Origin of the sequence: Comamonas sp. Z1, from assembly GCF_008121555.1 — a bacterium.
In the GTDB taxonomy this organism is placed as follows: domain Bacteria; phylum Pseudomonadota; class Gammaproteobacteria; order Burkholderiales; family Burkholderiaceae_C; genus Comamonas; species Comamonas thiooxydans.
The window spans coordinates 125,058-150,542 of the sequence record NZ_VOQT01000006.1 but is presented as its reverse complement, the minus strand read 5'-3'; the positions used below and the strand labels follow the sequence as shown (position 1 = coordinate 150,542).

The 25,485-nt window shown below is 63.2% G+C and carries 19 protein-coding genes, 1 tRNA gene and 1 riboswitch; of the genes, 8 read left to right on the top strand and 12 right to left on the bottom strand.

The genetic code is table 11. The features are described from left to right. Nucleotides 1–144: 144 nt before the first annotated feature. Nucleotides 145–1,530: a DNA repair protein RadA gene (gene radA / locus FSY45_RS13475; RefSeq protein WP_012836620.1), complete on the bottom strand. Its 1,386-nt coding sequence runs from the start codon at nucleotides 1,528–1,530 to the stop codon at nucleotides 145–147. 181 nt (nucleotides 1,531–1,711) lie between these two features. On the opposite strand from radA, the gene FSY45_RS13470 reads away from it, so the two are divergent. Next, a tRNA-Met gene (locus FSY45_RS13470) sits at nucleotides 1,712–1,788 on the top strand. A 207-nt stretch (nucleotides 1,789–1,995) separates the two neighbouring features. Here FSY45_RS13470 and FSY45_RS13465 read toward each other — a convergent pair. Continuing rightward, nucleotides 1,996–3,303 carry a Glu/Leu/Phe/Val dehydrogenase gene (locus FSY45_RS13465; RefSeq protein WP_034363165.1) on the bottom strand — a complete coding sequence of 436 codons (1,308 nt, stop codon included), beginning with the start codon at nucleotides 3,301–3,303 and terminating at the stop codon, nucleotides 1,996–1,998. A 209-nt stretch (nucleotides 3,304–3,512) separates the two neighbouring features. Here FSY45_RS13465 and FSY45_RS13460 point away from each other — a divergent pair, with 209 nt between their 5' ends. Further along, a complete protein-coding gene (locus FSY45_RS13460; RefSeq protein ID WP_052951086.1) occupies nucleotides 3,513–4,436 on the top strand; it encodes a fumarylacetoacetate hydrolase family protein in 924 nt (307 codons plus the stop codon). Between the two features lie 154 nt (nucleotides 4,437–4,590). Here the strand turns inward: FSY45_RS13460 and FSY45_RS13455 are convergent, their stop codons facing one another. Continuing rightward, nucleotides 4,591–5,700, bottom strand: a complete 1,110-nt coding sequence (locus FSY45_RS13455) for a PPK2 family polyphosphate kinase (protein ID WP_187427558.1) — start codon at nucleotides 5,698–5,700, stop codon at nucleotides 4,591–4,593. Between the two features lie 126 nt (nucleotides 5,701–5,826). Then, nucleotides 5,827–6,738, bottom strand: a complete 912-nt coding sequence (locus FSY45_RS13450) for a LysR family transcriptional regulator (RefSeq protein WP_003069589.1) — start codon at nucleotides 6,736–6,738, stop codon at nucleotides 5,827–5,829. A 93-nt stretch (nucleotides 6,739–6,831) separates the two neighbouring features. On the opposite strand from FSY45_RS13450, the gene FSY45_RS13445 reads away from it, so the two are divergent. Beyond that, the gene (locus tag FSY45_RS13445) at nucleotides 6,832–7,335 is read left to right on the top strand and encodes a PACE efflux transporter (protein WP_003069587.1); all 504 of its coding nucleotides are present in this window, start codon (nucleotides 6,832–6,834) and stop codon (nucleotides 7,333–7,335) included. Between the two features lie 109 nt (nucleotides 7,336–7,444). Here the strand turns inward: FSY45_RS13445 and gltS are convergent, their stop codons facing one another. Beyond that, on the bottom strand, nucleotides 7,445–8,683 hold the full coding sequence (gene gltS, locus FSY45_RS13440; RefSeq protein WP_003069585.1) for a sodium/glutamate symporter: 1,239 nt from the start codon (nucleotides 8,681–8,683) through the stop codon (nucleotides 7,445–7,447). 417 nt (nucleotides 8,684–9,100) lie between these two features. Continuing rightward, nucleotides 9,101–9,210, top strand: a riboswitch (S-adenosyl-L-homocysteine riboswitch). A 36-nt stretch (nucleotides 9,211–9,246) separates the two neighbouring features. On the opposite strand from gltS, the gene metH reads away from it, so the two are divergent. Then, nucleotides 9,247–12,006, top strand: coding sequence for a methionine synthase (gene metH / locus FSY45_RS13435; RefSeq protein ID WP_003069583.1), 2,760 nt, complete (start codon nucleotides 9,247–9,249; stop codon nucleotides 12,004–12,006). A gap of 75 nt (nucleotides 12,007–12,081) precedes the next feature. Here the strand turns inward: metH and FSY45_RS13430 are convergent, their stop codons facing one another. The 3 genes from FSY45_RS13430 to cls all read right to left on the bottom strand — a co-directional run bounded on the left by FSY45_RS13430 (nucleotide 12,082) and on the right by cls (nucleotide 15,823). After that, nucleotides 12,082–12,774 carry a GntR family transcriptional regulator gene (locus FSY45_RS13430; protein ID WP_046461133.1) on the bottom strand — a complete coding sequence of 231 codons (693 nt, stop codon included), beginning with the start codon at nucleotides 12,772–12,774 and terminating at the stop codon, nucleotides 12,082–12,084. Nucleotides 12,775–12,782: 8 nt separating this feature from the next. Next, on the bottom strand, nucleotides 12,783–14,123 hold the full coding sequence (locus FSY45_RS13425) for a C4-dicarboxylate transporter DctA (RefSeq protein WP_003069580.1): 1,341 nt from the start codon (nucleotides 14,121–14,123) through the stop codon (nucleotides 12,783–12,785). Nucleotides 14,124–14,368: 245 nt separating this feature from the next. Beyond that, nucleotides 14,369–15,823: a cardiolipin synthase gene (cls, locus tag FSY45_RS13420; RefSeq protein WP_046461134.1), complete on the bottom strand. Its 1,455-nt coding sequence runs from the start codon at nucleotides 15,821–15,823 to the stop codon at nucleotides 14,369–14,371. Between the two features lie 208 nt (nucleotides 15,824–16,031). Between cls and FSY45_RS13415 the strand changes: the two genes are divergently transcribed. Both FSY45_RS13415 and FSY45_RS13410 read left to right on the top strand, forming a co-directional pair. Continuing rightward, on the top strand, nucleotides 16,032–17,264 hold the full coding sequence (locus FSY45_RS13415; RefSeq protein WP_046461192.1) for an ammonium transporter: 1,233 nt from the start codon (nucleotides 16,032–16,034) through the stop codon (nucleotides 17,262–17,264). Between the two features lie 26 nt (nucleotides 17,265–17,290). Continuing rightward, the gene (locus FSY45_RS13410; RefSeq protein ID WP_003069574.1) at nucleotides 17,291–17,611 is read left to right on the top strand and encodes a hypothetical protein; all 321 of its coding nucleotides are present in this window, start codon (nucleotides 17,291–17,293) and stop codon (nucleotides 17,609–17,611) included. Nucleotides 17,612–17,677: 66 nt separating this feature from the next. Here FSY45_RS13410 and FSY45_RS13405 read toward each other — a convergent pair whose 3' ends face one another. Together FSY45_RS13405 and trpB are read right to left on the bottom strand one after the other, a co-directional pair. Beyond that, nucleotides 17,678–19,054: a glycerophosphodiester phosphodiesterase family protein gene (locus FSY45_RS13405; protein ID WP_223305652.1), complete on the bottom strand. Its 1,377-nt coding sequence runs from the start codon at nucleotides 19,052–19,054 to the stop codon at nucleotides 17,678–17,680. Nucleotides 19,055–19,174: 120 nt separating this feature from the next. Then, nucleotides 19,175–20,377, bottom strand: coding sequence for a tryptophan synthase subunit beta (gene trpB / locus FSY45_RS13400; RefSeq protein WP_034389931.1), 1,203 nt, complete (start codon nucleotides 20,375–20,377; stop codon nucleotides 19,175–19,177). A gap of 187 nt (nucleotides 20,378–20,564) precedes the next feature. Here trpB and FSY45_RS13395 point away from each other — a divergent pair, with 187 nt between their 5' ends. Both FSY45_RS13395 and FSY45_RS13390 read left to right on the top strand, forming a co-directional pair. Beyond that, nucleotides 20,565–22,013 carry a DUF2868 domain-containing protein gene (locus FSY45_RS13395; protein ID WP_046461135.1) on the top strand — a complete coding sequence of 483 codons (1,449 nt, stop codon included), beginning with the start codon at nucleotides 20,565–20,567 and terminating at the stop codon, nucleotides 22,011–22,013. Nucleotides 22,014–22,015: 2 nt separating this feature from the next. Next, on the top strand, nucleotides 22,016–23,572 hold the full coding sequence (locus tag FSY45_RS13390; RefSeq protein WP_148748106.1) for a DUF3482 domain-containing protein: 1,557 nt from the start codon (nucleotides 22,016–22,018) through the stop codon (nucleotides 23,570–23,572). On the opposite strand, the gene FSY45_RS13385 is transcribed toward FSY45_RS13390, so the two are convergent. Together FSY45_RS13385 and FSY45_RS13380 are read right to left on the bottom strand one after the other, a co-directional pair. After that, nucleotides 23,547–24,719 carry a cell wall metabolism sensor histidine kinase WalK gene (locus FSY45_RS13385; RefSeq protein WP_012836634.1) on the bottom strand — a complete coding sequence of 391 codons (1,173 nt, stop codon included), beginning with the start codon at nucleotides 24,717–24,719 and terminating at the stop codon, nucleotides 23,547–23,549. The genes FSY45_RS13390 and FSY45_RS13385 overlap by 26 nt on opposite strands. Then, nucleotides 24,704–25,453: a response regulator gene (locus tag FSY45_RS13380; protein WP_003069560.1), complete on the bottom strand. Its 750-nt coding sequence runs from the start codon at nucleotides 25,451–25,453 to the stop codon at nucleotides 24,704–24,706. Before FSY45_RS13380 ends, FSY45_RS13385 begins: the two co-directional genes overlap by 16 nt. Nucleotides 25,454–25,485: the final 32 nt, after the last annotated feature.

Sequence of the window (25,485 nt, the reverse complement as noted above, 5' to 3'; positions counted from 1 at the left end):
GCGGACAGTGCGTATGCCCGTACAGGCCGCTGTGACCAAGGGGTTTTCAAAAACAGGAGCTGCATGCGTATTTAGAGCAACGATTTCAGATCACTTATTGCCTGATACCGATGATTCAAAAGCGCAAGCAGCTATCAAAGTACATCAGCCAATGCCGCGCACGATGTTGATGGCTTCATCAACGCGCTCCACGGCATGGATGGTCAGGCCGGCGATGGGCTTCTTTGGGGCATTGGCCTTGGGAACCACGGCGATAGTGAATCCCAACTTTGCTGCTTCCTTGAGACGCTCCTGACCGCGAGGGGCGGGGCGCACCTCGCCGGCCAGACCGACCTCGCCAAACGCGATAAAGCCCTTGGGCAACGACTTTCCACGTAGACTGGAAGTGATTGCCAACATCACCGCCAGGTCAGCTGCAGGCTCATTGATGCGCACGCCACCCACGGCATTGACGAAGACATCCTGGTCGGCGCAGGCCACGCCCGCATGGCGGTTGAGCACGGCCAGCAGCATGGCCAGCCGGTCGCGGTCCAGGCCGACCGAGAGACGACGCGCAGCTGGTCCGCCCTGGTCCACCAGGGCCTGGATTTCCACCAGCATGGGGCGTGTGCCCTCCAGCGTCACCAGCACGCAGCTGCCGGGCACGGGTTCGCTGTGCTGGCTCAGGAAGATGGCGCTGGGGTTGGTCACGCCCTTGAGACCTTTTTCCGTCATCGCGAAGACGCCGATCTCGTTGACGGCGCCAAAGCGGTTCTTGATGGCGCGCACCAGACGGAAGTTGCTGTGTGTGTCGCCTTCGAAGTAGAGCACCGTGTCCACCATGTGCTCAAGCACGCGTGGGCCGGCCAGCGCACCGTCCTTGGTCACATGGCCCACCAAAATGATGGTGATGCCCGTGGTCTTGGCCGCGCGCGTCAGATGGGCCGCGCATTCGCGTACCTGGGCCACGGATCCCGGTGCCGAGGAAAGCTGGTCCGAATACACGGTCTGAATCGAGTCGATCACCACCACGGCGGGCTGGGTGGCCTCCACGGTGGCGAGGATTTTCTCGAGCTGGATCTCGGCCAGCACATTGACCTGGCTGTTGTCCAACCCCAGCCGGCGCGAGCGCAGCGCCACCTGGGCGCCGCTTTCCTCGCCCGTCACATAGAGCGTGGGCAGGCCGATACGATGCAATGCATCCATGGCCTGTAAAAGAAGTGTGGACTTACCAATTCCAGGGTCTCCGCCAATCAGCACCACGCCGCCTTCGACCACGCCGCCGCCCAGCACGCGGTCCAGCTCCTCGATGCCGCTGGGCGTGCGCGCCACATCCTGGGCCTCGATGGCCGACAACGGGGTGACGGGCTGGGCATTGGCCAGACCTGCATAGCCCTGGGGCTGGCTCAGGCGGTTCTTGCCGCCCGAGGCGGAGTCGGCCACGGTCTCGACCAGGGTGTTCCAGGCGCCGCAGCCAGGGCATTTGCCCAGCCAGCGCGGGCTGGTGCCGCCACAGGCGTTGCAGGTGAAAGTGGTTTTCTCTTTGGCCATGGGCGGCAACTATACCGACTGGCATGGGCGGCAATTGCTGCTGCCCATGCGGAGCTGGCGACAAATCTCAGAGCCAGTAACCATAAAAAGCGCGTGTTTATATAACTGCTCCGCATGACAGGCCGATTTAGGCTACAATTGCGCCTATCGACACAGCGACTGCTGTTGAGAAACAAATTACCGCGCGATGGAGCAGTCTGGTAGCTCGTTGGGCTCATAACCCAAAGGTCGGAGGTTCAAATCCTTCTCGCGCAACCAAACAAAAAGCCTTCTGAAAACAGAAGGCTTTTTTCGTTGTGCTCGCGCTGAAAAAGGCACATCCCGACAAAGAGATGCCGAGCAAGAGCCGCCTCGCGGCCCCGGCGAAGCCGCCGACCCCTCTCTTAGCGCGAAGCGCGTAGAGAGGGGCGCCCGGCCAGGGGCGTCCCTCTCGGGAGAAGGCGCGCGTAGCGCCTCGAGGGGTTCTTATGGATACAGGCCGCGTGCCTCGCGGGCGTGGAGAATGCGCTTGCAGGCCACGATGAAGGTGGCGGTGCGCAGTGTCACCTTGTGCTCCTGGGCCACGGCCCAGACGCCGGCAAAGGCTTCCTGCATGATGCGCACCAGACGGGCGTTGATTTCGTCTTCGGTCCAGAAGAAGCTGGAGAAATCCTGCACCCACTCAAAGTAGCTCACGGTCACGCCGCCGGCATTCGCAATCACGTCGGGCAGAACCAGCACGCCTTTTTCGCTGAGGATGTCGTCGGCCTCAGGAGTGGTGGGGCCGTTGGCACCTTCGATCACGAGCTTGGCCTTGATCTGGCCGGCGTTTTCCTCGGTGATCTGGCCTTCCAGTGCCGCGGGGATCAGGATGTCGCAATCCACGCCCCAGAAGGCGGCTGCATCCATGGCTTCGCCACCGGCAAAGCCACCCACACCGCCGGTGTTGCCCACATGCTCCAGCAATGCCGTCACATCCAGGCCATTGGCGTTCTGAATGGTGCCCGTATGGTCCTGCACGGCCACAACCTTGGCTCCAGCATCGGCAAACAGTTTGCCCGCAGTGCCGCCCACATTGCCGAAGCCCTGCACGGCCACGCGTGCGCCATGCACATTCAGGCCGGTGAGCTTGGCGGCTTCCACGCCCACGGTGAACACGCCGCGGCCCGTGGCCTCGACGCGACCCAGCGATCCGCCCAGGTCCACGGGCTTGCCCGTGACCACGCCGGTGGCCGTGGCGCCCGTGTTCATGGAGTAGGTGTCCATCATCCAGGCCATGACCTGGCCGTTGGTGTTCACGTCAGGTGCCGGAATGTCCTTGGTGGGGCCGATCAGCAGACCGATTTCGCTGGTATAGCGGCGTGTCAGGCGCTCCAGCTCGGCCTTGGACAGCTTTCGCGGGTCGACACGGATGCCGCCCTTGGCGCCACCGTAGGGCACGTTCACGGCTGCATTCTTGATGCTCATCCAGGCCGATAGTGCCATCACTTCAGACAGCGTCACATCCTGGTGGAAGCGCACACCGCCCTTGCCGGGACCTCGGCTCAGGTTGTGCTGCACGCGGTAGCCCTCGAAGTGTGCGATACGGCCGTCGTCCATCTCGATGGGGACATCGACGATCAGGATGCGCTTGGGTCGCTTGAGCGTTTCAACCCAGCGGGCCAGCGAGCCCAGGTAGGGGGTGACACGGTCGACCTGTTGCAGATAAATGCCCCAGGGACCGAGATGATCGGAGTTGAGGTAGGAGGGCAGAGCATGCGCTGTGGACAGCGCTGAAGAGTCTTTGGCTTGCATGATGTAGGCCTGGTTGACTGAGTGGAGCAAGGTCGTTGTAAGCCCTTGCTGTCCGGGATTCACAGTGTGCGCGCGCCGGATTTTCCTGTCCAAGGCTTCTTGTTTGAGATACTATGCATTTTGTGCATAACCATCTGAAAGCCGCTCTGGATGTGGGCCAAGCACTGAATTGGTGACATGGAGACAGGAAATTTGCCATCATTGCCGTCATGTCTGAAAACAATGATTGCAAAAGCGGCTGGTGCGGCCCGGCACCGTTTGCCAATACCCCGCCCATTGGGCTGGCTCCCGAGCTGCAGACGCAGGATGAGGTGCTGCCCGACTGGAAGACGTTGTGGCCCGAATTGCCCGAGGACAGCTATGCCACGGCCGATGCGCTGTGGTGGTCGCGCAAACTGGGCACGGCCCAGGCTCTGGGAGCCGACGTGGCAGCGCTGATGCGCGATGCCGCCGATGCCCGTGCCGTGCAAAGCGCGCTGGCGCGTACCTGGAACTGGTGGCCCGCCGATCGCGCGCCGCGCTACTGGAAGTCCGGCGGCCCGGGCCGCAACGCCGCGCTGCTGCATGTGCCGCTGCCCGAGGACGGCATTCGCCAGGGCGTGAATCCGGTGCCCGCGCCCGACACCGTCTTCAATCTGCGCTGTGCCGAGGCCGAGATCGCCCTGCGCATAGGCCTGGATGTGAGCGCCGATCAGGCGGCAACCCTCGATTACGACAGCGCGCTGGCGCTGGTTGACGCCGCCTGCGTGGCAGTGGAATGGGTGGATGTGCGCTGGCGCGACGGCCTCAAGGCCCCGGCCCTGGCCTTGCTGGCCGACGGCCAATGCCATGGCGGACTGGCGCTGGGCGAGTGGCAGAGTGCTTCCGTCATTGCCGGCCGCGACTGGGCCCGACAGCTGTGCACGGTGACCGTAAATGACGGCCCGCCACAGCGCTTTACCGGAACGCACAGCCTGGGCGATCCGGCCTGGCTGCTCGTGGACTGGCTGCAGCATGTGGCGCGCGAATACGGCAGCGTGCCTGCCGGCACCGTGGTGACGACGGGAACCTGGTGCGGCTGCATGCCGCTTCAAGCCGGCGATCGCTTCGAGATGGAGTTCGACGGCCTGGGCGCACTGGGCTGGCAGTTCTGATCTGTCCCGGTAGTTTTCAAAAACAGGAGCTGCTAGCGCCTTTTGATGAATGACTTCAGATGCTTTTTAATCTGAAAATCATTGAGAACAAACGCCAACAGCTCTCTTTTTGAGAGCTATATGCGAGCTCTGATGGCGGCGGGAGCTGTGTGCGTCACCGGACCTTGATGTGATCCAGCGCCGGTGCCCCGGGCGGATATTTGAGCTCCAGATTGCCCAGCACCTCGCGCAACACCGTGGCCACCATCAGATTGCGGTGGGTCTTGGAGTCGGCGGGCACGATGGTCCAGGGTGCCCAGGGCGTGTGCGTGGCGCCCAGCAGCTGGCCGTAAGCCTGCTGGTAGTCGTCCCACTGGGCGCGTACCTTGAGGTCGTTCTCGTCGAACTTCCAGTGCTTGCAGGGGTCGTCCAGCCGCTGCTGCAGCCGCTCGCGCTGTTCGTCCTTGCTGATGTGCAGCATGAACTTGACGATCACCGTGCCGGTCTCGCTGAGCATGCGCTCGAAGTCGTTGATCTGCGCATAGCGTTGGGTCTGCTGCTCGGGCGTGAGCCAGCCGTTGACCACGGGCACCAGCACATCCTCGTACTGGCTGCGGTTGAAGAGCACGATCTCGCCCGCACCTGGCAACTGCTGGTGAATGCGCCACAGATAGTCATGCGCCTTCTCGGTTTCGGTGGGCGCCTTCCAGCCCACGGTGCGCACGCCCAGCGGCGACATGCGACCGAAGACTGCGCGCAGCGTGCCGTCCTTGCCCGCGGCATCCATGCCCTGCAGGATGACCAGCAGCTTGAAACGCCGGTCGGCATAGAAAATATTCTGCAGCCCGTCCAGAGCCTCGGCCAGCTGGTTCACGCTGTCCTTGTCATATTGCTTGCCCTTGTCGGAGGAGAAGGGCTTGGCGGACGGGTCGAACTTCTGCAACTCCACTGCGGGCCGAGGGTGTCCGGTGGTCAAACGACTGTCCCGTGGCTGGCCCGGTTGCCAGGGCTGCCATAGCTTGTGCAGCGCCTTGTCCTTGGACTCGAAAGGATAGACCAAGGACAAGACGGGTGCTTTTGCCGTGGGTGCAGCGGTCCGGCTCACGGTTTTGGCGGCAGGCTTTTTGCGCGACACAGGCCGGGAGGGCGATGGCTTGGCTGCCTTGGTGGCCTGTACCGATTCGCTGGTCGGAAACGGCAGGCGCTTGCGCGCTGGCTGGCGATCGGGTTCGGCCTGCGCGGCAGACGAGGTAGCGGGGGCGGCTTTGGCGGGCTGACGGGGCATGTATTGAAACTCCTGTGCAGTGCAAATTGATTCGCTATGGAATGACTAGCGGCTGGCGCTTGTACATTCTGCTCCTTAAGCTTTTTTGTCTTCAAGACCAGATGTTGGAGGCCAGCCCATGGAAGCTCAGCGCTCGCGCAGCAGTTGCACAAAGCGCCTGGCCGCCAGACCCTGGGCCCGCTCCTTGGACCAGACCCAGTCCACGAACAAGGTCGTGCCGTTGCTGATGTTGAGCACGGGAATTTCCATCAGCGCACCGCTGCCGATATGCGACTCCACCAGGCCCTTGGGCAGCCAGCCCCAGGCCAGACCTGCACTTATCAGCGAAAGCGCTGCCTGGTGGCTGTCCGTGCGCCAGAGCTGGCGCGCAAACACAAAGCGCGGGTCTGTCTGCTGCGGGTCGCGGCTGGCCACCAGTACCTGACGCGTGGCAGCCAGTTGTTCCACCGTGAGCTGTGGCCGTGTGGTGCGGCCCTGCTCATGCTCGGCCAGCGCCTGCTGCCAGAGCTCGAACTGCGGCGACATCACGGCCACCAGCGTCTCGCGGCCCATTTCCTGGAAACCCTCGCGCCCGTCAATGGCGGGCCGCTCGAACACCAGGGCCAGATGGGCGCGGCCGGCATGCAAAAGCTCCAGCGCATCTGCCTGGGGTGCTGCCAGCACCTCAATCGGCAGCGCAGGAAACTCGCGCACCAGCCGGTTCAGCGGTTCGCTCCAGTGCGTGGCCAGCAGTTCGGGGGCGATGGCCAGCGTCAGCCTTTCCTCCAGCCCGGCATGCAGCGCCTGAGCCTGCCAGTTCAGCAGCTGCAACTGCTCGGCCAGCAGGCGCGCCTGCGGCTCGAGCGCGCGGGCGGCGGCGCTGGGCACGGGCTCGCGTCCGCTGCGGTCAAACAGCTGCAGTTCCAGCTCTGCCTCCAACTGGGCAATGGCCATGCTGACGGCCGAGGGCACACGCCCCAGCTTGCGTGCAGCCGCTGAGAAAGAGCCGGCATCGAGCACGGCAAGAAACAGCGGAACCTGGTCGGCGCTAAAGGGCATGGTGTCGATCTGTCAGAAAAATTGAAAGGAACTGACTTTTATCTTCAATTTATAGAACATACACTGCAGCCCATGTCTCAACAAGCCTCAGCGATGGCATCCGCTTCTTCCTCTGCCGTTTCTCTCAAAAATACCGCCGCTTTTGCCACCCCCGCCAAGGCCAAGGGCCTTCAAGGTCCCAAACGTCGCATCCTCTATGTGGGTCTGTACGAAATCATTGCCATCATCGTCTCCAGCCTGATCTTCATGGCCATCGGCCAGAAGGCCAGCGATTCCGGCGTCATGGCCGTGGCTGCCTCGGTGATCGCGATCTGCTGGAATCTGAGCTTCAACCACCTGTTCGAGAAATGGGAATCGCGCCAGAGTGTCAAGGGCCGCTCCCTGATGCGCCGCGTGGTGCATGCCATCGGTTTCGAAGGCGGCATCGCCGCCATGCTGATCCCGCTGATGGCCTGGTGGTTCGGCATCTCGCTGTGGGAAGCTGCAGTGATGGAAGCCGGTCTGCTGGTGTTCTTCATGGTCTACACCTTTGCCTTCAACTGGGCGTTCGACCGCATCTTCGGCCTGCCGGCTTCGGCCCAGGCCGTGGCTGCATGATTTGAGCCGCACAAGCCTCTGACGCTTGCCCTGAAAGCGCAAGCAGCCATGAAAAAAGCGTGTTCCTGTCAAACAGGAACACGCTTTTTTTGGGGGGCTGATGTAGCGGTCAGCGAAGAATGCTGAGCATGGCCTGCAGCACAAAGGCGTTGATGATGTCGATGAAGAAGGCTCCGACCAGGGGCACGATCAGAAAGGCCTTGTGCGAAGGACCGTACTGGTTGGTGATGGCCTGCATATTGGCCACGGCCGTGGGCGTGGCCCCCATGCCGAAGCCGCAGTGGCCGGCGGCCAGCACGGCGGCGTCATAGTTCTTGCCCATGATGCGGAAGGTCACGAAGGCCGCATACAGCGTCATGACGATGGCTTGCGCGGCCAGAATGACCATCAGCGGGCCGGCCAGGTCGGTCAGCTCCCACAGCTTGAGCGACAGCAGCGCGATGGCCAGATACATAGACAGCGAGGCATTGCCGAAGACGTCGATGGCGCGGTCAAAGACCTTGAAGCCAAACATATAGTCCAGCACGTTGCGGATGATCACGCCTCCCCCCAGCGCCCAGACAAAGGTAGGCAGCTGGATGACCGTTCCCATGGTCAGGCCAGTCATGAATTCGGCAAAGGCCAGGCAGCCAGCGAAGAGGGCCAGTGTTTCCACTGCAGCATCGGCCGTGATCAGGCGCGGTGCCTTGTTGGGCGACTCGAAGTTGGCGACCTCGCTGCCTTCGCTGACCGTGGGCGCATCGGCGCGCAGCTGCTCGGACTCGGTCAGCGGCTGGGCCAACTGATGGCGCGTGATCAGTCGCTTGGCCAGCGGGCCGCCCACCAGGCCGCCGATGATCAGGCCGAAAGTGGCGCAGGCAATGCCCAGGGTGGTGGCTCCCGTGAGACCGTATTGGTTTTCCAGCACCGAGCCCCAGGCTCCGGCCGTACCGTGACCGCCCACCAGCGTGATGGAGCCCGCGACCAGGCCGATCAGCGGGTCCAGTCCCAGCACGGACGCCAGACTCACGCCCACGATGTTCTGCATGATGATGAAGACGGCAATCACGCCCAGGAAGAGGAACAGCGCAGAGCCGCCCTCACGCAGCTTCGCGAAGTTCGCACTCAGGCCGATGGACGAGAAGAACACCAGCATGAACGCCGACTGCAGACTGCCCTCGAAGCTCAGCGCCAGTCCCGTGGTCTGATGCAGCATGAAGATGATGGCCGCCACGACCAGGCCGCCGGAGACAGGCTCGGGAATATTGAAGTCGCGCAGAAAGCGGATATGTCTTGTCATGAGCTTGCCAAGCATGAGCACAAGCACGGCCATGATGAGGGTGTAGTACGCGCCGAAGGTCACGTTCATAGTATCTCCTGGGTGTTCCATGCGAGGGCTGAATGGCCTGCCCGGTCATGGCTGGCAATCGGCTGTGCACGGCTGAGCACATGGACCAGACATTTGCTGTCGATGGTGCCAAAGACTCAAAGATAGGGGCTGTAGGTGCTTGTCCACTCATGGCAGGCGGACCCGCCGGTGCCGGGCTGCCTGAGAGCAGGAAAGCGGTGTGCGCCATTCCTTGCGGATGCGCACCATGTCGGGAATATGCTTGAAATGAGATGGTTGCATTCGTGTTCTGCGAAATTACCTTTTGCCCTGCTCCTGTTTTTGGGGTGTGGAAAGTCGAATCTGCTATAGCCATTCGCATAGAGCTCTCCTGCACAGCCGCGGGGCAAAGCGCCTTGAAGCCCCGATTGCCCGCCCTCGCCGTAGAATGACGGGCTTCACCCCGAGGAGCGCTGCAGCCGGTCATCCCAGAGATGTTTGACCCGTCAGGCTCGGGGTCGCAGATCTGGTTGACGATCTGCTGGCACTCACAACGGCGCTCACCTGTTTTCGATTCTGTTTCTGGTTTTCACACAGGTGAGCTGATGTCCGCTGCTACCCCTTCCACTGCCATTCCTCCCATGCGCCTGTCCGGCCTGGAGCCCGTCTTCATCGGCGATGAGACGCTGTTCGTCAACGTGGGCGAGCGCACCAACGTCACCGGCTCCAAGGCCTTTGCGCGCCTGATCCTCAACGAGCAGTACGAAGAGGCTCTGGCCGTGGCGCGCCAGCAGGTGGAAAACGGCGCCCAGGTCATCGATGTGAACATGGACGAGGCCATGCTGGACAGCAAGGCCGCCATGGTGCGCTTTCTGAACCTGATTGCCTCCGAGCCCGATATCGCCAAGGTGCCGGTGATGGTGGACAGCTCCAAGTGGGACGTGATCGAGGCCGGCCTGCGCTGCCTGCAGGGCAAGGGCATCGTCAACTCGATCTCCATGAAGGAGGGCGTCGAGGAGTTCAAGAAGCACGCCAAGCTGGTCAAGCGCTATGGCGCTGCCGCCGTGGTGATGGCGTTTGACGAAAAAGGCCAGGCCGACACCTTTGCGCGCAAGATCGAGATCTGCGAACGCGCCTACCGCATTCTGGTCGACGAAGTGGGCTTCCCGCCCGAGGACATCATCTTCGACCCCAACATCTTTGCCGTGGCCACCGGCATCGAAGAGCACAACAACTACGGCGTCGATTTCATCGAGGCCGTACGCTGGATCAAGCAGAACCTGCCCGGTGCCAAGGTCTCGGGCGGCGTCTCCAATGTCTCGTTCTCGTTCCGTGGCAACGACCCCGTGCGCGAGGCCATCCACACGGTGTTCCTCTATCACGCGATTGCGGCGGGCATGGACATGGGCATCGTCAATGCCGGCATGGTCGGTGTGTACGATGACCTGGAGCCCCAGTTGCGCGAACGCGTGGAGGACGTGGTGCTCAACCGCCGCCCCGATGCGGCCGAGCGCCTGCTCGAGATCGCCGACAGCGCCAAGGGCGCGGCCAAGGACGACAGCAAGAAGCTCGAGTGGCGCGGCACGCCGGAGGCACCGAAGACCGTGGGTGAGCGTCTGTCGCACGCCTTGGTGCACGGCATCACCGACTTCATCACCGAAGACACCGAAGAGGCCTACCAGCAGATCGTGGTGCAGGGCGGCGGTCGCCCGCTGCACGTGATCGAAGGCCCGCTGATGGACGGCATGAATATCGTCGGCGACCTGTTCGGCGCCGGCAAGATGTTCCTGCCCCAGGTGGTCAAGTCCGCACGCGTGATGAAGCAGGCCGTGGCCCACCTGGTGCCCTATATCGAGGAAGAGAAGCGCCAGCAGGAAGCGGCGGGCATGGACGTGACCAGCAAGGGCAAGATCGTCATCGCCACCGTCAAGGGCGATGTGCACGACATCGGCAAGAACATCGTCACCGTGGTCCTGCAGTGCAACAACTTCGAGGTCATCAACATGGGCGTGATGGTGCCCTGCCACGAGATCCTGGCGCGTGCCAAGGCCGAGGGCGCGGACATCATCGGCCTGTCGGGACTGATCACTCCCAGTCTCGAAGAGATGCAGTATGTGGCCGGCGAGATGGACAAGGACGACTACTTCCGCATCAAGAAGATTCCGCTGCTGATCGGCGGCGCGACCTGCTCGCGTGTGCATACGGCCGTGAAGATTGCCCCCAAGTACGACGGCCCCGTGGTCTATGTGCCCGATGCCTCGCGCTCGGTCAGCGTGGCGCAGAGCCTGCTGGGCGACGGCAAGCAGGCCTATCTGGACGAGCTGAGCGCCGACTACGACAAGGTGCGCACCCAGCATGCCAACAAGAAGAAGACGCCGCTGTGGACGCTGGAGCAGGCCAGAGCCAATGCTGCCGTGGTGGGCCATGCGCCTGTGGTGCCGCGCACCCTGGGCCGCCGCGTGTTCAAGAACTTCGACCTGGCCGAAATTGCCCAGTACATCGACTGGGGCCCGTTCTTCCAGACCTGGGATCTGGCGGGTCCCTACCCGGCCATCCTCGACGATGAGGTCGTGGGCGTGGAGGCGCGCAAGGTGCTGGCCGATGCCAAGCTCATGCTGCAGAAGATCATCGACGGCCGCTGGCTGCAGGCCAATGGCGTGATGGGCCTGTTCCCCGCCAATCGCGTGGGCGACGACATCGTGTTCTACACCGACGAATCGCGCAGCCAGGTGCTGACCACCTGGTACGGCATGCGCCAGCAGACCGAAAAGCAGGCCGTGGACGGCCCGGATGGCCGACCCGTGATGCGCCCCAGCCGCTGCCTGGCCGATTTTGTGGCCGCCAAGGAGTCGGGCATTGCCGACTATGCCGGCCTGTTTGCCGTGACCGCCGGCATCGGTGCCGAGAAGAAGGACAAGGAATTCGAAGCCGCGCTGGACGACTACAGCGGCATCATGTTCAAGGCCTTGGCCGACCGCCTGGCCGAAGCCTTTGCCGAATGCCTGCACCAGCGCGTGCGCAAGGATCTCTGGGGCTATGCCGAAGACGAGAACCTGAGCAACGAGGAGCTCATCAAGGAAGCCTACAAGGGCATTCGCCCCGCGCCCGGCTACCCTGCCTGCCCCGATCACACGGCCAAGATCGACCTGTTCAAGGCGCTGCAGGCCGATGAGATCGGCATGACGCTGACCGAGAGCCTGGCCATGAACCCCGCATCCAGCGTGAGCGGCTTCTACATCGGCAACCCCGAGGCCAGCTACTTCAACGTGGGCCAGATCGGCGAAGACCAGCTCGCCGACATGGCCCAGCGACGTGGCATGGATGTCGAGGAGCTGCGCCGCTATCTGGCGCCGAATCTGGGCTGAACCAGCTTCGAGATCGCACTTCGCAAATGAAAAAAAGCCAGGGTCGACCCTGGCTTTTCGCTTGGGGCGCGGTGCTCAGAGGCGTTGCTTGAGCACGGGGGCGAGCGTGGCACGCAGTCGGTCGCCGGGCTCCTCGGTCTCGGTCGCACGGATTTCCAGCGAGCGTTCCACCATGCCTATATGTTCCAGCAGCAGCGCCTTGGCACCCTCGGTGTCGCCGCGTTCCAGGGCGGCCACGATGCGTTCGTGCTCGGCGCAGGACTGGCTGGCGCTGTGCGTGGATTGGTAGAGCGTGGCAGCCAGGGTGGTGCGTGCCGTCAGATCGCGCAGCGTGTCGGCCAGCAGCCTGTGGCCCATCTGTTCGGCCAGGCAGACATGGAAATCCGCAAGCAGGAAGGCGCGCGTAGCGCTGTCCGCGCCGGCAATGGCTTTCTGCTCCTGGGCGATATGGCGGCGCAGCCTGGTGATGACGCGCTGCAGTGGCTTGCCGGCCTCCTGCAATATGCCGGTCTCGATGATCCGCCGGGCAGAGAATGCATCCATGGCCTCGGCAGCTGAGGGCTGGACCACGTACCAGCCCCTGCGGGCCTGGACCTGGACAAAGCCGCGAGCCTGTAGCTGCATCAGCGCTTCGCGCACCACGGTGCGGCTGACGTCGAAATTTTTGGCAAGCTCCTGCTCTCCCAGCCGCTCCCCGGGGGCCAGTTTCTGGGCCAGGATGGCTTCGACGACGCGTTCCGCGATGTGCTGTGGAGAGGCAGGAGTCATTGCTTGGTTCAGTGGCTGGAGTGAGGGATGGGGACTACGACAGGCGGCACGATAGCAGATGCATGGTCTTCTTCTTCGGTCAGTGGCTCGGCCTTGCCGTCAAGTACCGCATGGGCACGTTCGCGGTCGATGTCTCCCTCCCAGGCAGCAATCGCCACGGTGGCCACGCAGTTGCCGATCAGATTGCCCAGGGCGCGCGCAATGCCCATGAACCAGTCCACCGACAGCACCAGCACCAGGCCGATCGCAGGGATGGCGGGAATGGCATGCAGGGTGGCTGCCAGCACCACGATGGCCGAGCCCGGTACGCCGTGTGCGCCCTTGGAGGTCACCAGCGCGATGGCCAGAATGGTCAGCAGGTCGGACATGCTGATCGGCGTGTTGGTGGCCTGGGCGATGAAGACCGCAGCCAGTGTGATGTAGATGGAAAACGCGTCCAGGTTGAACGAGTAGCCGGTGGGAATCACCAGGCCTACGGTGGAGTCGCGCACACCCATGTTGCGCAGCTTGGCCATGATCTGGGGCAGCACGCTGTCGGAGGAGGTGGTCGCGAAGACGATGGTCAGCTCCTCGCGCAGATAGCGCAGCAGCTTGATCAGGCTGAAGCCCGACAGGCGCATCACCAGACCCAGCACCACGAACACGAAGATCAGCACCGAGACGTAGAACAGCGCCACCAGCATGCCCAGCTGCTTGAGCGAGCCTATGCCGTATTGGCCCACGGTGAAGGCGATGGCGCCCAGCACGCCCAGCGGTGCCAGCTTGATGATGATGCCCATGACCTTGAACAGAGCCATGGACAAGGCGTCCACCAGCGCGGAGACGGGCTTGCCGCGTTCTCCCAGCATGGTCAGCGCGCAGCCGAACAGCACGGCGAACAGCAGTACCTGCAGCACGTCGCCCTTGGCGAAGGCTTCCACCACGGTGGTGGGAATGAGCTTCATCAGGAAATCCACCGTGCCGCCGCTGGTCAGCTTGTCGGCATTGCTGGCATAGGCCGCCATGGCCGAGGCATCGAGCTTGCTGGTGTCCACGTTCATGCCCACGCCGGGCTCGAAGACAAAGGCCAGCACCAGGCCCATACCCAGGGCGATGGTGGTCAGAACCTCGAAATAGATCAGGGCCTTGACGCCCACGCGGCCTACGCGCTTGAGGTCGCCTGCACCGGCAATGCCGTGCACGACCACGCAGAACACCAGTATGGGGATGATCATCTTGATGAGCTTGATGAAGCCATCGCCCAGGGGTTTGAGTTTCACGGCCCATTCAGGGGCCAGTAGTCCGGCGAGCACACCCAGTATGAGTGCGATCACCACCTGTCCGAACAGTGATCTGACAAAGCGGCGCATAGTCGTCTTTCGCAAGTTGTGGAATCTTGTATGCAAGTTGTCTGCAACTTGCATACAAGAATGTAGGCAAGCGAAAGGCGTGCCAGCAGAGGGTATTCCTGCAGATTTGTGTAAATTAGGGGAGGATCAGCCCTGACTTTCACGTATGAAATAAAAGGGCGTTCCGCCTTGGTGCGAGAGGGGGCGCCAGTGTGCACGCGCGTGGTGCGCGGGCTTTGGGCATGCCCAAAGCCAGGGCATGGCGCTTACAGCAGCGGGCTCAGGGCGCCCAGCAGGTTGTCCCAGATGCGCTTCCACCAGGGAGCCGAATGCACCTGTGCCAGCGTCACCACATCGGATTCGTGCAGATAGCTCTGTTGCCGATGCCGGATGGCCTCGGTGATGGCTTCGTCGTGCAGCAATACATTGTTTTCAAAGTTCAGGTCAAAGCTGCGCAGATCCAGATTCGTGGAGCCGATCAGGCTGACCGATCCGTCCAGACACAGGGTCTTGGCATGCAGCAGGCCGGGGCGGAATTCGTGGATATGGACGCCGGCGCTCAGCAGCCGCCAGTAATGGCTGCGGCTGACGGCACCGACTATCCATGAGTCATTGCGGGCGGGCAGGATCAGTGTGACCTGCACCTGGCGCAGCGCGGCGGCGCACAAGGCATCTAGCACCGTGCTGTCGGGTACGAAGTAGGGGGTGGAGATCACGACCTCGCGCTGCGCACAGGCCAGCAGGCTGGCAACCAGCTGGGGTGTAGAGCGTGCTCTTTCCGTCGGCCCTTCGGCAATCGCAACGGCATGGAAGCCGTCGTCAGCGGCAGCGCCGGCCTCGGTCTCGGCCTCGGTTGTCGGTGGTGCAAGGCACGCATCGGACTGCGCCCAGTCGCTGGCAAAAGCCTGCTGCATCTGCATGACCACCGGACCCTGCAGGCGCAGCATGATGTCCACCCAGGGGGCATAGCGAGCCTTGATGCGAAAGCCTTCGTCGGCGCAGTTCTGGCTGCCGCAATAGTTGATCCTGCCGTCTATGAGCGTGATCTTGCGGTGGTTGCGCAGGTCGATGCGGCTGGTTAGCATGACTTTGAGCAGATTGCTGATGGGCAGGGCAATCGCCAGGTGCACGCCGGCCTGCCGCATCTGCTGCCACAGTGGCGAGCGCGTCAGTGCGCGCGAGCCCAGACCGTCGACCATGGCCCGGCAGGTCACGCCGCGCTGCGCGGCACGCATCAGGGCATGGGCCACATCGGTGCCGGTGCTGTCGTCCAGCCAGATGTAGTACAGCACATTGATCTCGTGGCGCGCGGCATCCATGTCGGCCAGCATCTGCGCACGGGCATGCGCGCCATCGCGCATGAGCTCGGCCCTGTGGCCGGGCAGCGGCGCAAAGCCGTTGATGGACGAGGCATAGCGGAAGGCCGGCAGCCATTGATCGGGAATGGCGGGTCGTGCCTGCGACATGGGGCCGGGTGCGGACGCAAGGGCGCTGCCCCGGGTCTGACAGAACTCGCGCACATTGAGCCTTCTGCGGCCAGGTACACGGCCCAGGGCCACTTCCCCAAACAGGTAGTACAGCAGGCAGCTCACATAGGGCAGCAGCACGATGACCATGAGCCAGGCCAGCCGCACATCGGGCCGCATGTCTCTGCGCAGCAGAATGCGCAGGCCGAAGCCGGCAATCAGCAATACATGAAGAGTCAGCAGCAGCCAGGTCATGAATCAGTGCAGCAACGATGGACCTTGTCGAGCATAACGGGCTCAGGCCTGAGCACAAGCTGCCCGTCGTGGTTCTCATGAAACAGGCGCAAAGACCTTGATGGGTCAACGCATGCTGCTATCCATCATGAAGCATCGACAGATCGGCATGGCACTGGCATGGAACCTGCTTCCTTTTTTTGTCAAAGCAAACAAGCAGGGGGAGTGCATGGAAATGGTGCCATTGACTGCCATCGACAAGGCAGATACCGGTTGGGTCATGGTCGCGTCGGCGCTGGTCTTGCTGATGACCTTGCCGGGCATTGCCCTGTTCTATGCGGGGCTGGTGCGGCGCAAGAATGTGGTCAACACCATGGTGGCCGTGTTTGCGGTGGCCTGCGTGGTCACCCTGACCTGGTTCGGCCTGGGCTACTCGCTTGCGTTCACCGCCGAGTCTGCCTGGCTTGGCAATCTGGGACGAGCCTGGTTTGCCTCGCTGCACTTCGATGGCCGGCGCAGCGTGATCTCGGTCAGCCATCTGGCACCGCATCTGCCCGAGGCGGCCTATGCCCTGTTCCAGGCCGCATTCGCCATCATCACCACCTCGCTTATCGTGGGGGCCGTGGTAGAGCGCATGCGCTTTGCGGCCCTGCTGGTGTTTGCCGCGCTGTGGAGCGTGGTGGTCTATGCGCCGGTGGCCCACTGGGTGTGGGAGAGCGGGGGCTGGCTGAACCAGCTCGGCGCACTGGACTTTGCCGGCGGCGCCGTGGTGCATGTGAATGCGGGCGTGGCGGCACTGGTCTGTGCCTTCATGATGGGGCGCAGGCGCGGCTACGGAACCGAGCCATTCGAGCCGCACAGCCTGGGCTGGACGGCCATGGGCACGGCGCTGCTGCTGTTCGGCTGGTTTGGCTTCAACGCGGGATCGGCCCTGTCTGCCGATGGGCGTGCAGCGCTGGCCTTTGTGGTCACTCTCGTGGCGGCCTCGGCCGCCGGGCTGGCATGGATGGTGGTGGAGTGGCTGGTGCGCGGGGCTCCGACCTTGCTGGGCCTGCTCTCGGGCATGGTGGGCGGATTGGTGGCCATCACACCGGCTGCCGGCTTTGTGCAGGTGGGCAGTGCGGTGTGGATAGGCTTGATTGCGGGCGCAGTCTGTTTCTGGGGCGCAACCTGGCTCAAGCGCCGTCTCGGGGCCGACGACTCGCTCGATGTGTTCGGCGTGCATGGCGTGGGCGGCATTGCGGGCTCCATCCTCACGGCGGTGTTTGCCGACCCCCTGATTGCGGGCACAGGCGCCACGGTGATGAACCAGTTGATTGCCGTGGCAGCGGTGGCTGCCTACAGCGGTGCAGCCACGGCCGGGGTGCTGGTGCTGATCCGTCTGCTGATCCCTTTGCGTGTGGATGCCGTGCAGGAAATGGAGGGCCTGGATATCAGTCTGCATCTGGAGCGTCAGCACTAGTGATCCATCAAAGACAGGAGCGGTGTATGGAGGACAGCGATCGAGTGGCGGTGGCCGCACATCTGCATGTGGTGCTGCGGCGCAAGACGGGCCGGGTGACCGATACCGAATGGATGGCCTGCAACCAGGCCTATGCACAGGCCATGGTGGCTTTTGCGCTGGAGCATGCGCGAGAGCAACAGGACGAGGAGCTGGCGCGCCTGGCCCGGCGTCTGCAGGGCAGCTGGAGCGGCGACAAGCCCCGGCATGCAGCGCCTGCCGAGACTGCGCAGAGCGACAGCTCGGTCACCACCAAGGCCGCCGAGATACTGCGCACCTCGGCACGCTATATCGGCGGGCTGCGCTGAGGCACAAGCAGGACCTGAGGCCGGGACGGCACCGGCGCTCAGGCCGATGCCGGCAACGAGCCCGGTCTATTGCTTTTTCAGCTCGGCGATATAGGCTTCGCGAGCCTTGACGCCAGCAGCAGTGAAATCGGTGAATACGCCGTCAATGCCCAGGCGGTAGTAAGCGAGGTATTCCTGTGCAGGGTCACCCTTGAAGATGCCAGCCAGGCGGCTGGCCTCGCTGCGGAAGGTAAAGCTGTGCACCACCAGTCCTGCCTTGTGCGCATTGGCGATCAGGCCCGTGTCTTTCAAGGTGTTCACATCCTTGAGGCCTGCTCCGTCCTTGTAGGGAACGACGGAATGGGCCAGCACCTGGGGTTTCCAGGGGCCGATGCCGTCGGCATAGGTCTTGATCTCGGCCAGGCCTGCCGGCGTCTGCATGACCGCGAAGGTGCGCGCATCGCCTGCCAGCGTCCAGCTGTAGGGGCGGCCGCTGATGAAGGTCCATTCGTCGCTGGTGATGTAGCCGACCGAGCCGTCCCTGAAGTTGTAGTCATTGCCGTCGATCAGCTGCACGCCCTTGGCCTTCATGCCCGCCCTGCGCAGATACTTCAGGCTGTCGGGGTCGAAGCTCTGGATGTAGATGGGCGCGTCCTTGCGGTTGAGCTGGTTCTTCTCGAGCAGCTCCATCACGGCATCCTCGAACGGATGCTCGCCCGTGCCGCAGCTGTTGGCGATGGCCTGCTGGTTGTTCCAGTAAGGGTTCTTGGTCTCGGCGTAGACGGCAATCGTGCGGCCTGCCGCCTTGCCCTTGGCGAGCGCGATATCGATCACATCCTGTGCGCTGATCAGTGGCAGCTTGCCATTCCATTCCGTGGGGCGGTCGGCACGGTTGTCCAGTATGGTGCCGCCCAGCAGCGTGCGCAGCTCATGCAGGCTGAAGTCGGAGATGGACCAGTCGCTGGTGTGGTCCTCGCCATCGACGACCAGGGCCTGAAGCACGGATTTCTGGTTGTTGGGATCGATACGGTCGCTTAGATAGCGGGCCGGCCCGTTGTCGGGTGTCGCGGGGTATTTCACATCGACCCATACCCCGGGCGTGGTGCGCTTGCGCGCGGCCACATAGGAATTGCTCTTGGCAACGTCGGCGATGTTGGTGCTGTCGCTGAGCCAGGCGTTGTGGCGTGCCACCAGCTGGCAGTCGCGCGTCATGTGCATGTCGAGCTCGATCATGTCGGCGCCCGCATCAATGGCTTTTTCATAGGCCATCTGGGTCTGCTCGGGGTACAGACCCGAGTAGCCGCGGTGGGCGATGACCTGGGGCTGCTTGCCGTCCAGCGTCAGAAACTGCGGCGCAGGCGCTGGTGTCGGGCCGTCTCCGCCGCCACAGGCGCTCAGGGCAAAGGCTGCTAGCAAGGTCAGAGCAAAGACGGGGTGGCGGGTATGGGACATGGGTTCAGGCATGGATGGAGATCGCCTCATGCTTGCGCTTGTTGATGACGGTTGTGTGACCGTGCCCTCGGAGCATGTCACGCTCCGAAGCACAAGGCTGCCGGGGCGGCAGCCTTGTGCGGGGTGCGGCAGTTACAGTCCCAGCTTCCTGGCTACGTAATCGGCATCCTTGTCGCCGCGACCCGAGAGGTTGACCAGAATATGCTGGTCCTTGCCGAGCCCCGGCGCTTCGCGCATGGCCCAGGCCACGGCGTGCGCACTTTCCAGCGCCGGGATGATGCCCTCCACACGCGACAGCGTCATGAAGGCATTCAGGCATTCCTTGTCGTCCACGGACTGGTAGTCCACGCGGCCTATATCCTTGAGATAGCTGTGCTGCGGGCCCACGCCGGGGTAGTCCAGGCCCGAGGCAATGCTGTGCACGGCGGCCGGCGTGCCGTCGGCGTTCTCCAGCACATAGCACTTCATGCCGTGAATCTCGCCGGGCTTGCCAACCGACAGCGTGGCGGCATGGCGGCCGGGCTTGTCCACGCCCTCGCCGGCAGGTTCCACGCCCACCAGATGCACGGACTCGTCACCCAGGAAGGCCGTGAAGATGCCCATGGCATTGCTGCCCCCGCCCACGCAGGCGGCCACATGGTCGGGCAGCTTGCCGTGCCGGGTCTGGAACTGTTCGCGTGCCTCACGACCGACGATGGACTGGAAGTCCCGCACCATCATGGGAAAGGGGTGGGGGCCGACCACCGAGCCAATCGCGTAAATGGTGTTGACGGGGTCCTGCAGATAGACCTCGAAGGCGCTGTCCACTGCCTCCTTCAGCGTGGCCGCGCCACGCGTGACTGGCACCAGATTGCAGCCCAGGATGCGCATCTTGGTGACGTTGGGGTGCTCCTTCTCGATATCCACCTGGCCCATGTGAATCTCGCAGGGAATGCCCACCAGCGCACAGGCCGTGGCCAGGGCCACGCCATGCTGGCCGGCACCGGTCTCGGCAATGACTTTTTTCTTGCCCATGAACTTGGCCAGCAGTGCCTCGCCCAGGCAGTGGTTGATCTTGTGAGCCCCCGTGTGATTCAGATCCTCACGCTTGAGATGGATCTGCGCGCCGCCCAGTTGATCGGACAGGCGCCTGGCGTGAAAGATGGGGCTGGGCCGGCCCACATAGTCGGCAAACAGCGCGGCCAGCTCGTCCTGGAAGTCCTGGCGTTTGACGATCTCCTCGTAGGCCGCGGCAATCTCGTCCATGCATCGCTTGAGCTCTGGCGGCACGAGCTGGCCGCCGTAGGGGCCGAAGAAGCCTTGCGCATCGGGCATGGCCTGGGGGTTCTGGGTCATGGCTTGTCTCCTTGGTGTGTGGTGCAGCAAAGCTGCATTCATAGCACACGGCGGGCTCAAGTCGCTTGCAGGCAAGTCCGGATGGAATCAGCACAGAAATGAACGCAGCCCTCAAGATGAAAGCGCTGACAGCTATTGTTTTGATATTGGCAGGCAACCTGCTCCTGCTCTGAAACACAATAGCGACATGAAAGCCAGCTCAGCCCGCGATATTGTCTTTGCCCATGCCCTGGAAACCGCAGCTCCGCACGAGGCGCTGCCCACGACCGAACGCTGCACTGCCATCACGCAGGAGTGCCTGCATGCCCGGGGCAAGGCCAAGGGCGGCGGCCGTGCCGCGTTCGAGAGTTTTCTGCAGGAGCGGGCACAACGCGTGATTGCTGCAGCGCAGCTGCCTGCCGACATACGCGCCGTGGCCCGGCAGCGCGCCGGTATTTCACGCTGGTTGGTGCTGGCCGTGATGACAGCGGCATTTGTGCTGGGCTTTGCGGGTCATGCGATCACGGACCCGCATCGTGTGGATCTGCTCTCCGCCTCCTTGATCGGTATCGTGCTGTGGAATCTGCTGGTCTATGTGCTGTTGCTGCTGTCCTGGCTGCGCAGTCTTGTTCGGCGCAGGCAAACAGTGATTGCACCGCTGGAGCCTGAGCCGGGTCAGGGCGCTGCGCCGCAGCGGCTCGTGGCTGCACCCGGTGGCTGGCTGCAAAAGCTGCAGACGAAAAGGTGGAGTGTTTCGCGCGGCACCGGGCTGCGCAAGATGGCGCTGAACTTCGAGCGCAACTGGTGGCAGGTCAACCAGAGACCGCGCCATGCGCAATGGCTTGTGTGTCTGCATCTGGGTGCGGCAATGCTGGCACTGGGTGCGCTGGCATCACTATGGCTCACCGGCCTCACCAAGGCTTATCAAGTGGGGTGGGAGAGCACTTTCCTCTCGCCTTCTGCCGTGCAGACCTGTCTGAACATGCTGTTTGCGCCGGTGCAGCATCTGCTGGGCCAAGCACCGTGGAGTCTGGCGCAGATCCAGGCACTGCAGGGCTGGTCGGCCGGTGATGCCGCAGATGCGGGGCCGCGCTGGGTGCAGCTCTACAGCTGGTTGCTGGGATTGATGGTGGTGGCGCCGCGTCTGCTGCTGGCGCTGTGGCAGGGTGCCAGGGTCTGGTGGTTGAGCCAGCATCTGACATTGCCGCTGCAGCAGCCCTATTTCCAGAAGCTGCAGCGTGACTGGGCGGGGCGTGCAACGGCGCTGCTGGTGCAGCCCTACAGCCTGGACATCACGCCCGAGCGCGAAGCCGCCCTGCGCAGCCATGTGGCGCAGAGCTACGGCGCTGGTGCGCAGCTTGCGTTGCTGCCGGTGCTGGCCTATGGATCGCCCTTGCCGGACGCTTCGGCTGTTGACGCACAGCAGGTGCTGTTGCTCAATCTGGCTGCCACGCCCGAGGCGGAAATTCATGGCGTGCTGCTGGCGCAGGTATTGAACCGCTGGGGCGCGCATACCGATGTGTGGCTATGGGCGGCGGACTTTCGTGCGCGCAACAGCGGTGCCCCGGCGCGAGTGCAGGAGCGCGAGCAGCTGTGGCGGGAATTTGTGCGCGGCGCGGGCCTGAACGCGACCCTGGTGCCAGGCGCAGGAGTGTGATGATGAGTGAGAGCAACGAGCTGGTTCCGATTGACAGCAGCATTCAGTGGTGTCTTTTGTCGCACACCAATATCGGCAAGACCACGCTGACCCGTACGCTGATGGCCGACGATGTCGGCGAGATTGACGATGCCGCACATGTGACCACTCAGTCACAGCGCTATCTGCTTCAGAAAACGCAGCAGGGCGATGAGCTGTGGCTTTGGGATACACCGGGCTTCGGCGACTCGGTGCGGCTTTATGAACGCCTGCGGCAGCAGGGCAATCCGCTGGGCTGGTTTCTCAGCAATGTCTGGGATCGCTGGCGCGACAGGCCTTTCTATCTGAGTCAGCGTGCCTTGCTCGCTGCGCGCGATCATGCGGATGTGATGCTCTACCTCGTCAACGCGGCTGAAGACCCGGCCGATGCAGGCTACTGGAGCGCCGAGATGAACATTCTGGCCTGGATGAACAAGCCGGTCATCGTGCTTCTCAACCAGATTGGCAGCGACACCACGGCAGAGCAGACACAGGAAGATTTGCGGCGCTGGCAGCAGGCGACGCAGAGCTTTCAAAGCGTGGTGCGCGATGTGCTGGTGCTGGATGCCTTCACGCGCAGCTGGTGGCATGAGCGCAAGATGATGCAAAGCATTGCGCCTTTGTTGCCTCAGTCCAAACAGTCTGCCTATCAGCGCCTGCTGGCACAGCGAGCTTTGCTGCAGCAGCAGCGCGAGCAGGCGAGCCTGAGGGTCATGGCAGATCAGCTGATAGCTGCGGCAGGTCTGCATGAAAAGCTTGATCCCGAGCAAGGCAAACTGCTGGCGCGAGCCTGGCAAAGCCTGAGCCAGCTCACCGCCAAGTTGGGTAAATCGGCAGAGGGTGAAGAGCGGCTCGGAGCCCAGGCCAAGGCAGCCGTTCAGCGGCTGATGCAGGCTTTGCGTCAGGCCGATGTGCAGGCCACTCAGCGCTTGCTCGAGATTCATGGACTCGACGGTCAGGCGGCCAGTCAGATACAGGAGCAATTGCGCAGCCAGCTTCAGATCACCACGCCGGTCGATGCGCAGGCAGCCAGCTTGTGGGGGGCGTTGACTGCCGGCGCAGCCACAGGACTGGGGGCCGATCTGATGGCAGGAGGTTTGACGCTGGGTGCCGGTGCCCTGGTGGGGGCGCTGCTGGGGGCCATCACCTTTGGGGGCGCGGCTTGGGGAGCGAACAAGATGTTCGACCAGGAGCAGCAGAGCTTTCAACTCTCGACCGACTATCTGAACGCAGCAGCTGCTCAGGTATTGCTCAAGTACCTGCTGATCTCGCATTTCGGCCGTGGTCGCGGTCGCTACACCAGCCCTGCGGCGCCCAGTCAATGGAGTGAGCTGGCCCAAGGCACGGTGCAGACGCATGCCGCGCAATGGGCCGCACTCTGGGCGCAGCTGCGCGAAGCACATGCCGCAGGAGCGGCTACCGATGCGCAGAGAGTCGCCATGATGGAGCTGCTCTCGCAAAGCCTGCAGCAGATCATGGCCGACCTCTATCCGGGGCTGAATGCAGAGTGCGGTGTCAGAGACGGGGAAAGCGCACGGTAAAAAGCGCGCCGCCACGCTCGGAGACGCCCGTGCTGACGGTGCCGCCCTGCGAGGTCACCAGAGCCTTGACGATGGACAGGCCCAGGCCAGAGCCTTCCCGGCGGCGCTTTCCTGGGGCCTGGACAAAGCGCTGGAACGGATGGGCCTGAACTTCGTCAGCAAGGCCGGGCCCCGCATCGCCTACTTCCAGGATCACCCATGACTGGTTCTGGTGGTCGGAGCTCGCATACACCCGGATGCTCAGCCAGTGGCCGCTGCTGGCATGGCGCAGCACGTTGCTGATGAGGTTGGTGGTGATCTGGCGCAAGCGATCGGTGTCGGCCTTGATGTCGGTGCTGCCATCGCCGTCCTGCATGGGCAGATCCAGTGACAGGGCCATGTCCAGCTTCTGCAGCTGCGGGTGCAAGTCCTCGACGACATCACCGACCAGTGCGGCGAGGTCTATGCGTTCCTTGCGCAGAGACAGCTGTCCGGCGTCGGCCATGGACAGGGTGTGCAGATCGCCGACCAGCCGTCCCAGATGCTCGACCTGGGCCAGCAGCGTCTTCATCTCGGCCTGGCTGGAGTCGATGACGCCGTCGCAGATCGCGTGCAGGCGAGCCTGCAGCACCGTCAATGGGGTGCGCAGCTCGTGGGAGATGGAGGCGGCCGTGGCCAGACGCTCTGCTTCCAGCGTCTCCAGCGAATCAACCATGCCGTTGAAGGCATCGATCATCTCGGCCATCTCGCCATGGGCATTGCCCTTGACGGCTCTGGAGGCCAGATCGCCACGCTCCACGCGCGCAGCCACTTCCACCATGGAGGCCAGCGGACTGGTGATGCGTCGCGAAATCCAGAAGCCCACGGCCATGCCGAAAGGCAGGCTGACAGCCAGGCCGATGACCAGCGACCATTTCTCGCCAAACAGGCGGTCGCCTTCCCAGTACTCGGAGTAGATCTGCAGGGCTCTGGGGCTGTCCTCCAGATCCTGGGACTTCAGCGCCTCCAGCTCGGTTCTGACGGGACTTGGCAGGTGGCGGTAGAACTCGCGGTACTGCAGTTCGGAAAACGCCAGCACGCCAATGGCCAGGGAGGCAATGGCCAGCAGCACGGCCGCCGTGATCCACAGACCAAAGCGGACCCAGATGCGGTTCAGTCCCAAGGCCATAGACGATAGCCAATACCGCGCACGGTCTCGATCAGCCCGTCCTGGCCGGCCAGTTGCAGCTTGCGGCGCAGTTTGGATAGGTGGGAGTCGATCACCCGCTCCAGCGCATCGCTTTCCGGCAGGCAGTTCTCAATCAGGTAGGCACGTGAAAAGCAGCGGCGTGGCTGGGCCGCCAGGCAGGCCAGCAGACGGAATTCCGTGAGCGTCAGCGCCAGAGGCACGGCCTGGCCCGCATCGTCATAGACGGCTGCACTATGGGCTTCCACGTCGATCTCTATGGGGCCGACGCGTATGGGCGCGGCCACCGGCGCAGGCTTGGCCTGGGTGCGGCGCAGCACGGCACGCACCCGGGCCACCACCTCGGGAGGGTTGAAAGGCTTGACCACATAGTCGTCCGCCCCCAGGCGCAGTGCCAGCAGCTTGTCCACATCGTCTGCCAGGGCCGTCACCATGATGACGGGGACATCGCTGTCATTGCGAATCATGCGCAGCACATCCACTCCATCGACCTTGGGCAGATGAATGTCTAGAAGCACCAGGTCCGGGCGCAGCTGGCGAAAGCTCTGCAGGGCTTCCTCGCCGTCTTGCGCCATGCGAATGCGCAGGCCGTCGCGCTCCAGATAGGCGCTGAGAACGCCGGCAATTCCGGGTTCGTCTTCGACTACAAGCACCATGGGCGTGGAAGCGGGTTGCGTAAAAGTAGTCATGGTTTTGTGTGCAGCAAAGTCATGCATCTGCTGGACTCCCTGAAACTTGTTATCTGCAC

Bases quoted from the DNA above. Each gene is read 5' to 3' on its own strand.
- radA (WP_012836620.1), bottom strand. From the start codon at position 1,530: ATGGCCAAAGAGAAAACCACTTTCACCTGCAACGCCTGTGGCGGCACC.
- FSY45_RS13465 (WP_034363165.1), bottom strand. From the start codon at position 3,303: ATGCAAGCCAAAGACTCTTCAGCGCTGTCCACAGCGCATGCTCTGCCC.
- FSY45_RS13460 (WP_052951086.1), top strand. From the start codon at position 3,513: ATGTCTGAAAACAATGATTGCAAAAGCGGCTGGTGCGGCCCGGCACCG.
- FSY45_RS13455 (WP_187427558.1), bottom strand. From the start codon at position 5,700: ATGCCCCGTCAGCCCGCCAAAGCCGCCCCCGCTACCTCGTCTGCCGCG.
- FSY45_RS13450 (WP_003069589.1), bottom strand. From the start codon at position 6,738: ATGCCCTTTAGCGCCGACCAGGTTCCGCTGTTTCTTGCCGTGCTCGAT.
- FSY45_RS13445 (WP_003069587.1), top strand. From the start codon at position 6,832: ATGGCATCCGCTTCTTCCTCTGCCGTTTCTCTCAAAAATACCGCCGCT.
- gltS (WP_003069585.1), bottom strand. From the start codon at position 8,683: ATGAACGTGACCTTCGGCGCGTACTACACCCTCATCATGGCCGTGCTT.
- metH (WP_003069583.1), top strand. From the start codon at position 9,247: ATGTCCGCTGCTACCCCTTCCACTGCCATTCCTCCCATGCGCCTGTCC.
- FSY45_RS13430 (WP_046461133.1), bottom strand. From the start codon at position 12,774: ATGACTCCTGCCTCTCCACAGCACATCGCGGAACGCGTCGTCGAAGCC.
- FSY45_RS13425 (WP_003069580.1), bottom strand. From the start codon at position 14,123: ATGCGCCGCTTTGTCAGATCACTGTTCGGACAGGTGGTGATCGCACTC.
- cls (WP_046461134.1), bottom strand. From the start codon at position 15,823: ATGACCTGGCTGCTGCTGACTCTTCATGTATTGCTGATTGCCGGCTTC.
- FSY45_RS13415 (WP_046461192.1), top strand. From the start codon at position 16,032: ATGGAAATGGTGCCATTGACTGCCATCGACAAGGCAGATACCGGTTGG.
- FSY45_RS13410 (WP_003069574.1), top strand. From the start codon at position 17,291: ATGGAGGACAGCGATCGAGTGGCGGTGGCCGCACATCTGCATGTGGTG.
- FSY45_RS13405 (WP_223305652.1), bottom strand. From the start codon at position 19,054: ATGCCTGAACCCATGTCCCATACCCGCCACCCCGTCTTTGCTCTGACC.
- trpB (WP_034389931.1), bottom strand. From the start codon at position 20,377: ATGACCCAGAACCCCCAGGCCATGCCCGATGCGCAAGGCTTCTTCGGC.
- FSY45_RS13395 (WP_046461135.1), top strand. From the start codon at position 20,565: ATGAAAGCCAGCTCAGCCCGCGATATTGTCTTTGCCCATGCCCTGGAA.
- FSY45_RS13390 (WP_148748106.1), top strand. From the start codon at position 22,016: ATGAGTGAGAGCAACGAGCTGGTTCCGATTGACAGCAGCATTCAGTGG.
- FSY45_RS13385 (WP_012836634.1), bottom strand. From the start codon at position 24,719: ATGGCCTTGGGACTGAACCGCATCTGGGTCCGCTTTGGTCTGTGGATC.
- FSY45_RS13380 (WP_003069560.1), bottom strand. From the start codon at position 25,453: ATGCATGACTTTGCTGCACACAAAACCATGACTACTTTTACGCAACCC.